Origin of the sequence: Pseudomonas sp. PS02302, assembly GCF_029959585.1 — a bacterium.
Lineage (GTDB): Bacteria > Pseudomonadota > Gammaproteobacteria > Pseudomonadales > Pseudomonadaceae > Chryseomonas > Chryseomonas aestiva.
The window spans coordinates 1-13,910 of sequence record NZ_JASCON010000048.1 but is presented as its reverse complement, the minus strand read 5'-3'; the positions used below and the strand labels follow the sequence as shown (position 1 = coordinate 13,910).

Sequence of the window (13,910 nt, the reverse complement as noted above, 5' to 3'; positions counted from 1 at the left end):
CGGGACCTGCACGCTGACGACGATCGATTAGCGACGGAACATCATGACCGCAGACACCGCTCTGTCCGCCTCTGCGCTCGCCCCTGCCGGCAATGCGTCGGTGGTTGGCGAACTCCAGGGCCAATTCGGCGCCGACGCCCTGACCCTGCAAGACACCCGTACCGGCATGCCGGTGATCTGGGTGGCGCGCGAAAAAATCATCGAGGTACTGCGCTTCCTGCGCAACCTGCCCCGCCCCTACGTCATGCTCTATGACCTGCATGGTGTGGACGAGCGCCTGCGGACCCATCGCCGCGGCCTCCCCAATGCGGACTTCACGGTGTTCTACCACCTGCTGTCCATCGACCGTAACAGCGATGTGATGCTCAAGGTGGCCCTGTCCGCCAACGACCTGCGCCTGCCCACCGCCACCGGCATCTACCCCAATGCCAACTGGTACGAGCGGGAAGTGCTGGACATGTACGGCATACATTTCGATGGCCACCCGCTGCCCAAGCGCATGCTGATGGCCGACAACTGGCAGGGTCACCCGCTACGCAAGGACTATCCGGCGCGGGCCACCGAATTCGATCCCTATGCGCTGAACGCCGCCAAGCAGGACCTCGAACAGGAGACCCTGAGATTCAAGCCCGAAGAGTGGGGCATGAAGGAACACGCGGAGAATTCCGACTACATGTTCCTCAACCTGGGTCCGAACCACCCTTCGGCCCACGGTGCCTTCCGCATCATCCTGCAGCTGGACGGCGAAGAGATCGTCGACTGCGTGCCGGAGATCGGTTACCACCATCGGGGCGCCGAGAAGATGGCCGAGCGCCAGTCCTGGCACAGCTACATCCCCTACACCGACCGGATCGATTATCTGGGTGGGGTGATGAACAACCTGCCCTACGTCCTTTCGGTGGAAAAGCTCGCCGGCATCAAGGTGCCGTCGCGGGTCGAATTCATCCGCGTGATGATGGCCGAGTTCTTCCGCATCAACAGCCACCTGCTGTACCTGGGCACCTATATCCAGGACGTCGGCGCCATGACCCCGGTGTTCTTTACCTTCACCGACCGTCAGCGTGCCTACAAGGTGATCGAGGCCATCACCGGCTTCCGCATGCACCCGGCCTGGTTCCGTATCGGTGGCGTTGCCCACGACCTGCCGCGTGGCTGGGACAAGCTGGTCCGCGAATTCCTCGACTGGATGCCCAAGCGCCTGGACGAGTACGAAAAGGCCGCGATGAAGAACAGCATCCTCATCGGCCGGACCAAGAACGTCGCCGTCTACAACACCAAGGAAGCCCTGGAGTGGGGTGTCACCGGCCCCAACCTGCGCGCCACCGGTCTCGATTTCGACCTGCGCAAGGCCCGTCCCTACTCCGGCTACGAGAACTTCGAATTCGAAGTGCCCATCGCCCACAACGGCGACTGCTACGACCGCGGCATGCTGCGCGTCGAGGAGATGCGCCAGAGCCTGCGCATCATCGAGCAGTGCCTGCAGCACATGCCCGAAGGCCCGTACAAGGCGGATCACCCGCTGACCACGCCGCCGCCCAAGGAGCGCACCCTGCAGCACATCGAGACCCTGATCACCCACTTCCTGCAAGTGTCCTGGGGTCCGGTGATGCCGGCTGGCGAAGCCTTCCAGATGATCGAGGCAACCAAGGGCGCCAACAGCTACTACCTGACGAGCGATGGCAGCACCATGAGCTACCGCACCCGCATCCGGACGCCGAGCTTCCCGCACCTGCAGCAGATCCCGGCCGTCATCCGCGGCAGCATGGTGTCCGACCTGATTGCCTATCTGGGCAGTATCGACTTCGTCATGGCCGACGTGGACCGCTGAGCATGAGCACCGAAACCCTGATCCAAACCGACCGTTTCGTCCTGAGCGAAACCGAGCGCTCGGCCATCGAGCACGAGATGCATCACTACGAGGACCCGCGCGCGGCGTCCATCGAAGCCCTCAAGATCGTCCAGAAGGAACGTGGCTGGGTGCCGGATGGCGCCATCTATGCCATCGGCGAAGTGCTGGGCATTCCCGCCAGCGACGTCGAGGGCGTGGCGACCTTCTATAGCCAGATCTTCCGCGTGCCGGTCGGCCGCCACATCATCCGCGTGTGCGACAGCATGACCTGCTACATCGGCGGCCACGAATCCGTGGTCGGCGAGATCCAGCGGCAGCTGGGCATCGGCCTGGGCCAGACCACCACCGACAGCCGCTTCACGCTGCTGCCGGTCTGCTGCCTGGGCAATTGCGATAAGGCCCCGGCGCTGATGATCGACGACGACACCCATGGCGATGTCCAACCTGCGGGCGTGGCCAAACTGCTGGAGGGATACGCATGAGACTGACCTCCTTCGGGCCTGCCAATAGCATCGCCCGTACCCCCGAGACCCATCCCCTGACCTGGCGCCTGCGTGAAGACGGCGCTCCGGTATGGCTGGAGGAATACCAGGCGAAGGACGGCTACGCCGCGGCGCGCAAGGCGCTGACCGCGCTGGCACCCGACGCCATCGTCCAGGAAGTCAAGGACTCCGGCCTCAAGGGCCGTGGCGGTGCGGGTTTCCCCACCGGCGTGAAGTGGGGCCTGATGCCCAAGGACGAATCCCTCGATATCCGCTACCTGCTGTGCAACGCGGACGAGATGGAGCCCAACACCTGGAAGGACCGCCTGCTCATGGAGCAGCTGCCGCACCTGCTGGTGGAAGGCATGCTGATCAGCGCCCGGGCGCTCAAGGCCTACCGTGGCTACATCTTCCTGCGCGGCGAATACGTCGACGCCGCCGCCAACCTGCGGCGCGCCGTGGAAGAAGCCAAGGCCGCCGGCCTGCTGGGCAAGAACATCCTCGGCAGCGGCTTCGATTTCGAGCTGTTCGTCCACACCGGCGCCGGTCGCTACATCTGTGGCGAGGAGACCGCGCTGATCAACTCCCTGGAAGGCCGTCGTGCCAACCCGCGCTCCAAGCCGCCCTTCCCCGCCGCCGTCGGCGTCTGGGGCAAGCCCACCTGCGTCAACAACGTCGAGACCCTGTGCAACGTGCCGGGCATCGTCGCGGGTGGCGTGGACTGGTACAAGAGCCTGGCCCGCGAAGGCAGCGAAGACATGGGCACCAAGCTCATGGGCTTCTCCGGCAAGGTGAAGAATCCCGGCGTCTGGGAACTGCCCTTCGGCATCACCGCCCAGGAGCTGTTCGAAGACTATGCCGGCGGCATGCGCGACGGCTTCACGCTGAAATGCTGGCAGCCCGGTGGCGCCGGTACCGGCTTCCTGCTACCCGAGCACCTCTCGGCGCAGATGTACGCCGGCGGCATCGGCAAGGTCGGCACCCGCATGGGCACCGGCCTGGCCCTGGCCGTGGACGACAGCGTCAACATGGTCTCGCTGCTGCGCAACATGGAAGAGTTCTTCGCCCGGGAATCCTGCGGCTGGTGCACCCCCTGCCGCGACGGCCTGCCCTGGAGCGTCAAGCTCCTGCGCAGCCTGGAGAAGGGTGAAGGCCAGCAGGGCGATCTCGATACCCTGCTGCAGCTGGTCAACTTCCTCGGCCCGGGCAAGACCTTCTGTGCCCATGCACCGGGCGCTGTCGAGCCCCTGGGTAGTGCCATCAAGTATTTCCGCGAAGAGTTCGAGGCCGGTGTGCGCAAGGCGCCCAGCGAACCTCGTCCGACTGCTTCCGCGACCGTGACCTGAGGTTTGGCCCCCTCGGGGGCCGAACCTATCGCTTTCTGGCCGGGCCTGACCTGGCCGGCGCTGCCACTGGCGACCGCCAGGGCGGCGCGAACGTTTTCCCATTAGCCAGACCCGCCTTGCGCGGGTGAGAAGAAAACCCTATGGCCACTATCCATGTAGACGGCAAGACGTACGAGGTCGACGGGGCGGACAACCTCCTCGAAGCCTGCCTGTCCCTGGGGCTCGACATCCCCTATTTCTGCTGGCACCCGGCGCTGGGCAGCGTCGGTGCCTGCCGCCAGTGCGCGGTCAAGCAGTTCGCCGACGAGAATGACACCCGCGGGCGCCTGGTCATGTCCTGCATGACCCCGTCCAGCGACAAGACCTACATCTCCATCGAAGACGCCGAAGCCAAGGAATTCCGCAGCTCGGTCATCGAATGGCTGATGACCAACCATCCCCACGACTGTCCGGTCTGCGAAGAAGGCGGCCACTGCCACCTGCAGGACATGACGGTGATGACCGGCCACAACAAGCGCCGTTATCGCTTCACCAAGCGTACCCACCAGAATCAGGACCTTGGCCCGTTCGTCGCTCACGAGATGAACCGCTGCATCGCCTGCTATCGCTGCGTGCGCTACTACAAGGACTATGCCGGCGGTACCGACCTGGGCGTCTATGGCGCCCACGACAACGTCTATTTCGGCCGCGTCGAGGATGGGGCCCTGGAGAGCGAATTCTCCGGCAACCTGACCGAGGTCTGCCCCACCGGGGTGTTCACCGACAAGACCCACTCCGAACGCTACAACCGCAAGTGGGACATGCAGTTCGCCCCGAGCATCTGCCATGGCTGCTCCTCGGGCTGCAACATCAGCCCCGGCGAGCGCTATGGCGAACTGCGCCGCATCGAAAACCGCTTCAACGGCTCGGTCAACCAGTACTTCCTCTGCGACCGTGGCCGCTTCGGCTATGGCTATGTCAATCGCAAGGATCGCCCGCGCCAGGCCCTGCTGAAGGACGGCAGCCTGGAGACCGGCATCGACGCCGCCCTGGATCGCGCCGCCCTGCTGCTGCGCGGCAAGAAGGTGATCGGCATCGGTTCGCCGCGTGCCAGCCTGGAAAGCAACCACGCCCTGCGTGAGCTGGTCGGCGCCGAGAACTTCTCCAGCGGCATGAGCGCCCGTGAGCTGGCCAACGTCCACCTGGTCCTGCAGGTGCTCAAGGACAGCCCCCTGCCCGTGCCGACCCTGCGCGCCATGGAGAAGCACGATGCCGTCTTCGTCCTCGGCGAGGATCTGACCCAAACCGCGGCCCGCCTGGCGCTGTCCCTGCGGCAGTCGGTCAAGGGCAAGCCCGAGGCCATGGCCGCGGCGCAGAAGATCCAGCCCTGGCTGAACGCCGCCGTGCAGAACATCGGCCAGAGCGAGCGCAATCCGCTGTTCATCGCCAGCGTCGCCGCCACCCGCCTGGACGACGTCGCCGACGCCCGCCTGCATGGTTCGCCGCTGGAACTGGCCCGCTTCGGCCATGCCGTGGCCCATGCCATCGACGCCAGCGCCCCGGCCGTCGACGGCCTGAGCGACGAAGTCGCCGAGCAGGCGCGCCTGCTGGCCGAAACCCTGCTGGCGGCCGAACGCCCGCTGGTGGTGTCCGGTACCTCCCTGGGTGAGCCGGCGCTGATCGAGGCCGCCGCCAACCTGGCCAAGGCCCTGGCCGCCAAGGGCAAGGCCGGCTCTCTGAGCCTGGTGGTGCCTGAAGCCAACAGCCTGGGCCTGGCGCTGTACGGCGGCGAGTCCGTCGAAGACGCCTTCGCCGCCCTGGAAAATGGCCAGGCCGACGCCCTGGTGGTGCTGGAGAACGACCTCTATCGTCGCGCCCCTGCCCAGCAGGTGGATCAGGCCCTGGCCCGCGCCCAGGTGCTGGTGGTGCTGGATCACCAGCGTACCGCCACCGCCCAGCGCGCCGACCTGGTGCTGCCGGCGGCCAGCTTCGCCGAAGGCGACGGTACCCTGGTCAGCCAGGAAGGTCGCGCCCAGCGCTTCTTCCAGGTCTATGAGCCGAACTACTACGATCCCTCCAGCCTGGTCCGCGAGGGCTGGCGCTGGCTGCACGCCTTGCGCAACACCCTGGACAACCGTCCGGTGGACTGGACCCAGCTGGACCACGTCACCGACGCCGTGGCCTCTTCCACGCCGCAGCTGGACGGCATCCGCGATGCCGCGCCCAACGCCAGCTTCCGGGTGAAGGGTCTCAAGCTCGCCCGCGAACCGCATCGCTACAGCGGCCGCACCTCCATGCGCGCCAACCTCAGCGTGCACGAGCCGCGTGCGCCCCAGGATGCCGACACTGCCTTCGCCTTCTCCATGGAAGGCTATGCCGGCAGCGTCGAACCGCGTCAGCAGATTCCCTTCGCCTGGTCCCCGGGCTGGAACTCGCCCCAGGCCTGGAACAAGTTCCAGGACGAGGTCGGTGGTCACCTGCGCGCCGGTGATCCGGGCGTACGCCTGATCGAGCCCCAGGGCGATCGCCTGGACTGGTTCGCCGTCCCGACCGCCGTCGTGCGCGGTACCGGGTCCGGCTTCCAGGCCGTGCCGCTGTACCACCTGTTCGGCAGCGAAGAGACCTCTTCCCGCGCCGAGCCGGTACGCGAGCGCATCCCGGCCGCCTATGTGGCGCTGGCCAAGGCCGATGCCGACCGCCTGGGCGTCAATGAAGGCGCCCTGCTGCGCCTGCAGGTTGCCGGACAGGAACTGCGCCTGCCGCTGCAGATCAAGCCCGAGCTGTCGGCGGGCCTGGTCGGCCTGCCCGCCGGCTTTGAAGGGATTCCGGTGGACTTCGCCGGCCTCAGCGTGGAAGGACTGCAGGAGGCCGCGGCATGACCTGGCTCACCCCCACCCTCATCGCCGTGGTGATCGGCATCCTCAAGGCCATCGTCATCCTCCTGGCGGTAGTCATCTGCGGGGCGCTGCTGAGCTTCGTCGAACGGCGTCTGCTGGGTCTCTGGCAGGACCGTCACGGTCCCAACCGGGTCGGTCCCTTCGGCGCCTTCCAGCTTGGCGCCGACATGCTGAAGATGTTCTTCAAGGAGGACTGGACGCCGCCGTTCGCCGACAAGATGATCTTCAGCCTGGCGCCGGTGATCGCCATGGGCTCGCTGCTGGTGGCCTTCTCGGTCATCCCGATCACCCCCACCTGGGGCGTGGCGGACCTGAACGTCGGCCTGCTGTTCTTCTTCGCCATGGCCGGCGTCAACGTCTATGCCGTGCTCTTCGCCGGCTGGGCGAGCAACAACAAGTTCTCGCTGCTGGGCGCCATGCGCGCCTCGGCCCAGACCCTCTCCTACGAGGTGTTCATGGGTCTGTCGGTGATGGGCATCGTCGCGGTGACCGGTTCCTTCAACATGAGGGATATCGTCGAGGCGCAGCACCAGGGCTGGTGGTTCATCATTCCCCAGTTCTTCGGCTTCTGCACCTTCTTCATCGCCGGCATCGCCGTCACCCACCGTCACCCGTTCGATCAGCCGGAAGCCGAGCAGGAGCTCGCCGACGGTTACCACATCGAATACGCGGGCATGAAGTGGGGCATGTTCTTCGTCGGCGAGTACATCGGCATCGTGCTGATCTCGGCGCTGCTGGTGACCCTGTTCTTCGGCGGCTGGCACGGTCCCTTCCTGGACACCCTGCCCTGGCTGTCGTTTTTCTGGTTCGCCCTGAAGACCGCCTTCTTCATCATGATCTTCATCCTGCTGCGCGCGTCCATTCCGCGTCCGCGCTACGACCAGGTAATGGCCTTCAGCTGGAAGTTCTGCCTGCCCCTGACCCTGATCAACCTGCTGGTGACCGGCGCGGTGGTGCTCTATAGCGCCTCGCCGGCCATCGGCCAGTGAGGTATTCGTCATGATCAAGGAAATCTTGCACGTCCTGCATGGCACCTACACCCAGTTGCGTAGCATCGTGATGGTCTTCGGCCACGCCTTCCGCAAGCGCGACACCCTGCAATATCCCGAGGAGCCGGTGTACCTGCCGCCGCGTTATCGCGGCCGCATCGTGCTCACCCGTGACCCCGACGGTCAGGAGCGCTGCGTGGCGTGCAACCTGTGCGCCGTGGCCTGCCCGGTCGGCTGCATCTCGCTGCAGAAGACCGAAGCCGAAGACGGTCGCTGGTACCCGGAGTTCTTCCGCATCAACTTCTCGCGCTGCATCTTCTGCGGCATGTGCGAGGAGGCCTGCCCCACCACCGCCATCCAGCTGACCCCGGATTTCGAGATGTCCGAATTCAAGCGCCAGGAGCTGGTGTACGAGAAGCAGGACCTGCTGATCTCGGGTCCGGGCAAGTATCCGGAATACAACTTCTACCGCGTGGCCGGCATGGCCATCGCGGGCAAGCCCAAGGGTGCCGCGCAGAGCGAGGCAGAGCCGATCAACGTGAAGAGTCTGCTGCCCTAAGGAGCTGTCGTGGAATTCGCCTTCTATTTCTCCGCCGGGGTGGCCGTCCTGGCCACCTTCCGGGTGATCACCAACACCAATCCGGTGCATGCGCTGCTGTACCTGATCATCTCGCTGCTGGCCGTGTCCATGGTGTTCTTCGCCCTGGGCGCGCCCTTCGCCGGCGCCCTGGAGATCATCGTCTACGCCGGCGCCATCATGGTGCTGTTCGTCTTCGTGGTGATGATGCTCAACCTCGGGCCGGTCGTCGCCGAGCAGGAACGCAAGTGGCTGACCCCCAAGATCTGGATAGCTCCGTCGATCCTCGCCGGTGCGCTGCTGGTGGAACTGCTGGTGGTGCTCGCGCGTACCCCGGGCGGCGCTGCCATCGGTCATACCTCGGTGGAAGCCAAGGCCGTGGGCATCAGCCTCTTCGGACCCTATCTGCTGGCCGTCGAACTGGCCTCCATGCTGCTGCTGGGTGCCCTGGTCGCGGCCTATCACCTGGGTCGCAGCGACGTCAAAGACGGGATCGGCGAGTGAGTCGCCAAGGACTGGAGAACAGCCAATGAACGCCATACCTCTGGAACACGGCCTGGCCCTCGCCGGCGCCCTGTTCGCCCTTGGCCTGGTGGGCCTGATGGTCCGCCGCAACATCCTCTTCGTGCTCATGAGTCTGGAAATCATGATGAACGCCGCCGCCCTGGCCTTCGTGGTCGCGGGTAGCCGTTGGGGCGCCCCCGACGGCCAGGTGATGTTCATCCTGGTGCTGAGCCTGGCCGCCGCCGAGGCCAGTATCGGCCTGGCGATCCTGCTGCAGCTCTATCGCCGCTTCCACACCCTCGACGTCGATGCCGCCAGCGAGATGCACGGATGAACCTGCTACCCCTCACCTTCGCCTTTCCCCTGGTCGGCTATTTCCTGCTGGCCTTTTCCCGCGGTCGGCTGTCGGAGAATCTCTCCGCGCTGATCGGCGTGGGTTCGGTGGGCCTGGCGGCGCTGGTCGCCGCCTGGGTCGGCTGGAACTTCCACGTCGCACCACCCGCCGACGGTCACCTGACCCTCGTCCTCTGGCAGTGGATGAACGTGGAGGGCTTCGCGCCCAACATGGCTCTCTACCTGGATGGCCTGTCGCTGACCATGCTCGGCGTGGTCACCGGCGTCGGCTTCCTGATCCACCTGTTCGCGTCCTGGTACATGCGCGGTGAAGAGGGCTATTCGCGCTTCTTCGCCTACACCAACCTGTTCATCTTCAGCATGTTGCTGCTGGTTCTCGGCGACAACCTGCTGCTGCTGTACTTCGGTTGGGAAGGCGTGGGCCTGTGCAGCTACCTGCTGATCGGCTTCTACTACAGCGAGCGCGCCAACGGCAACGCGGCGCTGAAGGCGTTCATCGTCACCCGCGTCGGCGACGTCTTCATGGCCTTCGGTCTGTTCATCCTGTTCATGACCCTGGGCACCCTGGACATCCAGGAGCTGCTGCAGAAGGCGCCGGACGTCTTCGCCAGTGGTGATCCGCTGATCGTGCTGGCCACCCTGGCGCTGCTCGGCGGCGCGGTCGGCAAATCGGCCCAGCTGCCGCTGCAGACCTGGCTGGCGGACGCCATGGCCGGCCCCACCCCGGTCTCCGCACTGATCCACGCGGCGACCATGGTGACCGCGGGCGTTTACCTGATCGCCCGGACCCACGGCCTGTTCCTGCTGGCGCCGGAAATCCTGCATCTGGTCGGCATCATCGGTGCCGTGACCCTGGTGCTGGCCGGTTTCGCCGCCCTGGTGCAGACCGACATCAAGCGCATCCTGGCCTATTCGACCATGAGCCAGATCGGCTACATGTTCCTGGCCCTGGGTGTCGGCGCTTGGCAGCCCGCGATCTTCCACCTGATGATCCATGCCTTCTTCAAGGCGCTGCTGTTCCTCGCCTCGGGTTCGGTGATCCTGGCCTGCCACCACGAGCAGAACATCTTCAAGATGGGCGGCCTGTGGAAGAAGATCCCCCTGGCCTACGCCAGCTTCGTGGTGGGTGGTTCGGCCCTGGCGGCGCTGCCGCTGGTGACCGCCGGCTTCTACTCCAAGGACGAGATCCTCTGGGAAGCCATGGCCAGCGGTCATACCTACCTGCTCTACGCAGGCCTGGCCGGTGCCTTCCTGACCTCGATCTACACCTTCCGCCTGATCTTCATCACCTTCCATGGCGAGGCGCACACCGAGGCCCATGCCGGCCACGGCATCGCCCACAACCTGCCGCTGGCGGTACTGCTGGTGCTCTCGACCTTTGTCGGCGCGATGATCGTGCCGCCGCTGGCCGGGGTGCTGCCGGAATCCATCGGCCACGCCGGTGGCGAAGCCAAGCACTCCCTGGAGATCACCTCCGGGGCCATCGCCATCGCCGGTATCCTGCTGGCCGCCCTGCTCTTCCTTGGCAAGCGTTCCTTCGTGAACGGCCTGGCCAAGAGTGCGCCGGGTCGCTTCTTCGGGACCTGGTGGTACCACGCCTGGGGCTTCGACTGGCTGTACGACCTGATCTTCGTCAAGCCGTACCTGCTGCTGACCCGCCTGCTGCGTCGCGATCCCTTCGACCAGGCCATCGGCCTGATCCCGATGCTGGCGCGCGGCGGCAACCTGGCACTGAGCATCACCGAGAACGGCCGTCTGCGCTGGTACGCGGCTTCCATCGTGGGAGGCGCCGTGCTGTTGCTCGGCGCGCTGCTGCTGGCCTGACCCCCTGACTAAGGATAAGTACACGTCATGCTTCTGCCCTGGCTAATCCTGATCCCCTTCATCGGCGGCCTGCTCTGTTTCCTCACGGAAAAGACCGGCCCGCTGGTGCCCCGCTGGATCGCCCTGTTCACCATGCTGCTGGAGCTGGTGCTCGGCCTCTGGCTGTGGGCCCACGGCGACTACAGCCTGGCTCCGGCCCCTGGCGCCGAAACCGCCTGGACCGCGGAATTCCAGATGAACTGGATTCCGCGCTTCGGCATCAGCCTGCACTTCGGTCTCGATGGCCTGTCGCTGCTGATGATTCTGCTCACCGGCCTGCTCGGTGTGCTGGCGGTGACCTGCTCCTGGCGCGAAGTACAGCGCCACGTCGGCTTCTTCCACCTCAACCTGCTGTGGATCATCGGTGGCGTGGTGGGGGTGTTCCTGGCCCTGGACCTGTTCCTGTTCTTCTTCTTCTGGGAAATGATGCTGGTGCCGATGTACTTCCTGATCGCGCTGTGGGGCCATAGCTCCGCGGACGGCAAGAAGAGCCGCATCACCGCTGCCACCAAGTTCTTCATCTTCACCCAGGCCAGCGGCCTGATCATGCTGGTGGCGATCGTTGCCCTGGTGCTGGTGAACTACGGTGCCACCGGCGTCCTGACCTTCGACTACGAAGACCTGCTGCAACTGCAGCTGGATCCCAAGCTGGAATACCTGCTGATGCTGGGCTTCTTCATCGCCTTCGCGGTGAAGCTGCCGGTGGTGCCGCTGCACTCCTGGCTGCCCGATGCCCACGCCCAGGCGCCGACCGCCGGTTCCGTCGACCTCGCCGGCATCCTGCTCAAGACCGCCGCCTACGGCCTGCTGCGCTTCGCCATCCCGCTGTTCCCCAACGCCTCGGCGGAATTCGCGCCGATCGCCATGTGGCTGGGCATCATCGGCATCTTCTACGGCGCCATCCTGTCGTTCGCCCAGACCGACATCAAGCGCCTGGTGGCCTACTCCAGCGTCTCGCACATGGGCTTCGTGCTGATCGGCATCTACTCCGGCAGCCCCCAGGCGCTGCAGGGCGTGGTGGTGCAGATGATCGCCCACGGCCTCTCCGCCGCCGGTCTGTTCATCCTCTGCGGCCAGCTCTATGAGCGCATGCACACCCGTGACATGCGCCAGATGGGCGGGCTCTGGGCGCGGCTGCCCTACCTGCCGGCCCTGAGTCTGTTCTTCGCCTCGGCCTCGCTGGGTCTGCCGGGTACCGGCAACTTCGTCGGCGAATTCCTGATCCTGCTGGGCGCCTTCCCGGTGGTGCCGATGATCACCGTCATCGCCACCTTCGGCCTGGTGTTCGCCTCGGTCTATTCGCTGATCATGATCCACCGCGCCTACTTCGGTCCGGCCAAGGCCGAAGGCGCCCTGCCGGGTCTGAACGCACGGGAGCTGTCGATGCTGCTGCTGCTTGGCGTGCTGCTGGTGCTGCTCGGCGTCTATCCGCAGCCGGTGCTGGATACCTCGGCCGCGAGCATGGCCGGTGTCCAGCAGTGGCTCGGCGAAGCCTTCTCCTCTCTCGTTTCCGCCCGGTAAGAGCGCCATGACCTTTACCTACGAACACTTCATCGCCCTCCTGCCGATCATCATCACCGGCTTCACCGCCGTGGTGGTGATGCTGGGCATCGCCTGGCGGCGGGATCACACCATCATCCCGACCCTGGGCGTGATCGGTCTCAACCTGGCCCTGCTGTCCTGCATCCCGGCCCTCGGCGTCGGTGCCATCGACGTCACCCCGCTGCTGCGCATCGACGGCTTCAGCTGCTTCTACATGGCACTGATCCTGATCGCCACCCTGGCCTGCATGACCCTGTCGCATGCCTATATGGAAGGCTATCCGGGCAACCGTGAAGAGCTGTACCTGCTGCTGCTGATCTCTGCCACCGGTGGTCTGGTGCTGGTGGCGGCGCAGAACGTCGCCGGCCTGTTCATCGGCCTGGAACTGCTGTCGGTACCTGTCTACGGCCTGGTGGCCTACAGCTACTTCAATCGCCGTTCCCTGGAAGCCGGCATGAAGTACCTGGTGCTGTCCGCCGCCGGCTCGGCCATCCTGCTGTTCGGCATGGCCCTGCTCTACGCCCAGTCCGGCAGTCTGAACTTCGCCGACATCGGCATGCAGATGGACGCCCCGGCGAGCACTGGCCTGCTGATGGAAATCGGCCTCGGCATGCTGATCGTCGGCCTTGGCTTCAAGCTGTCGCTGGTGCCCTTCCACCTTTGGACCCCGGACGTCTACGAAGGCTCCCCGGCTCCGGTCGGTGCCTTCCTGGCCACCGCCAGCAAGGTTGCCGTCTTCGCCGTGCTGGTGCGGGTGTTCCAGACCATGCCCATGGCCACCGAGGACGGCTGGCTGCACGATGCCATCGCCTTCATCGCCATCGCCTCCATGCTGGTGGGCAACCTGCTGGCGCTGATGCAGAGCAACCTCAAGCGTCTGCTGGGTTATTCCTCCATCTCCCACTTCGGCTATCTGCTGGTGGCAGTGGCCTCGGGCGAAGGCCTGTCGATGGAAGCCGTGGCGGTCTACCTGGTGACCTACGTCTTCACCAGCCTGGGCGCTTTCGGCGTGATCACCCTGATGTCCAGCCCGAGCAACGGTCAGCGTGACGCCGATGCCCTGTTCGAGTACCGCGGCCTGTTCTGGCGCCGTCCGTACCTGACCGCGGCGCTGACGGTGATGATGCTGTCCCTGGCCGGCATTCCGCTCACCGCCGGTTTCATCGGCAAGTTCTACGTCATCACCGTGGGCGTGGAAGCGGGCATGTGGTGGCAGACCGCGGCCATCGTGCTGGGCAGCGCCATCGGCCTGTTCTACTACCTGCGCGTGATGGTCACCCTGTACCTGACCGAGCAGGGCCTGCAGCGCCACGATGCGCCGATGAACTGGGGTCAGCGCGCCGGTGGCGTGATGCTGATCGCCATTTCCATCGCGACCTTCATCCTTGGCGTCTATCCGCAGCCGCTGCTGCAACTGGCGCAGCTGACGGTGTTCTGATCCAGAGCGTCGCCCACGATCCCCGCCTCGGCGGGGATCGTCGTTTCTGGGGTCACGGCTTGTTTGTAAAGTCGCCGAGCGAAGGTCAGG

The 13,910-nt window shown here is 65.4% G+C and carries 11 protein-coding genes; all 11 read left to right on the top strand.

Annotated elements, in window-relative coordinates:
• Positions 1–43 precede the first annotated feature (43 nt).
• The 11 genes from nuoC to nuoN all read left to right on the top strand — a co-directional run bounded on the left by nuoC (position 44) and on the right by nuoN (position 13,820).
• Positions 44–1,828, top strand: coding sequence for an NADH-quinone oxidoreductase subunit C/D (gene nuoC, locus QMX82_RS16280; protein WP_282285451.1), 1,785 nt, complete (start codon positions 44–46; stop codon positions 1,826–1,828).
• 2 nt (positions 1,829–1,830) lie between these two features.
• On the top strand, positions 1,831–2,331 hold the full coding sequence (gene nuoE, locus QMX82_RS16275; RefSeq protein ID WP_187979635.1) for an NADH-quinone oxidoreductase subunit NuoE: 501 nt from the start codon (positions 1,831–1,833) through the stop codon (positions 2,329–2,331).
• On the top strand, positions 2,328–3,677 hold the full coding sequence (gene nuoF / locus QMX82_RS16270) for an NADH-quinone oxidoreductase subunit NuoF (protein WP_133861051.1): 1,350 nt from the start codon (positions 2,328–2,330) through the stop codon (positions 3,675–3,677). Before nuoE ends, nuoF begins: the two co-directional genes overlap by 4 nt.
• Positions 3,678–3,817: 140 nt before the next feature.
• Positions 3,818–6,535 carry an NADH-quinone oxidoreductase subunit NuoG gene (gene nuoG, locus QMX82_RS16265; RefSeq protein ID WP_208691643.1) on the top strand — a complete coding sequence of 906 codons (2,718 nt, stop codon included), beginning with the start codon at positions 3,818–3,820 and terminating at the stop codon, positions 6,533–6,535.
• Positions 6,532–7,542 (top strand): NADH-quinone oxidoreductase subunit NuoH, encoded by a 1,011-nt coding sequence (gene nuoH / locus QMX82_RS16260; RefSeq protein WP_187979637.1) that lies wholly within the window; start codon positions 6,532–6,534, stop codon positions 7,540–7,542. The genes nuoG and nuoH overlap by 4 nt, the downstream gene beginning before the upstream one ends.
• 10 nt (positions 7,543–7,552) lie before the next feature.
• Positions 7,553–8,101, top strand: a complete 549-nt coding sequence (gene nuoI / locus QMX82_RS16255; RefSeq protein WP_017642306.1) for an NADH-quinone oxidoreductase subunit NuoI — start codon at positions 7,553–7,555, stop codon at positions 8,099–8,101.
• Between the two features lie 9 nt (positions 8,102–8,110).
• On the top strand, positions 8,111–8,623 hold the full coding sequence (nuoJ, locus tag QMX82_RS16250) for an NADH-quinone oxidoreductase subunit J (protein ID WP_133861054.1): 513 nt from the start codon (positions 8,111–8,113) through the stop codon (positions 8,621–8,623).
• A gap of 25 nt (positions 8,624–8,648) precedes the next feature.
• Positions 8,649–8,957 carry an NADH-quinone oxidoreductase subunit NuoK gene (nuoK, locus tag QMX82_RS16245; protein WP_007158894.1) on the top strand — a complete coding sequence of 103 codons (309 nt, stop codon included), beginning with the start codon at positions 8,649–8,651 and terminating at the stop codon, positions 8,955–8,957.
• Positions 8,954–10,801 (top strand): NADH-quinone oxidoreductase subunit L, encoded by a 1,848-nt coding sequence (gene nuoL / locus QMX82_RS16240; protein WP_158894180.1) that lies wholly within the window; start codon positions 8,954–8,956, stop codon positions 10,799–10,801. The genes nuoK and nuoL overlap by 4 nt, the downstream gene beginning before the upstream one ends.
• Before the next feature lie 27 nt (positions 10,802–10,828).
• Complete coding sequence (gene nuoM, locus QMX82_RS16235; RefSeq protein WP_273862252.1) at positions 10,829–12,361, top strand: NADH-quinone oxidoreductase subunit M; 1,533 nt, start codon at positions 10,829–10,831, stop codon at positions 12,359–12,361.
• 7 nt (positions 12,362–12,368) lie between these two features.
• Complete coding sequence (gene nuoN / locus QMX82_RS16230) at positions 12,369–13,820, top strand: NADH-quinone oxidoreductase subunit NuoN (RefSeq protein ID WP_208691645.1); 1,452 nt, start codon at positions 12,369–12,371, stop codon at positions 13,818–13,820.
• Positions 13,821–13,910: the final 90 nt, after the last annotated feature.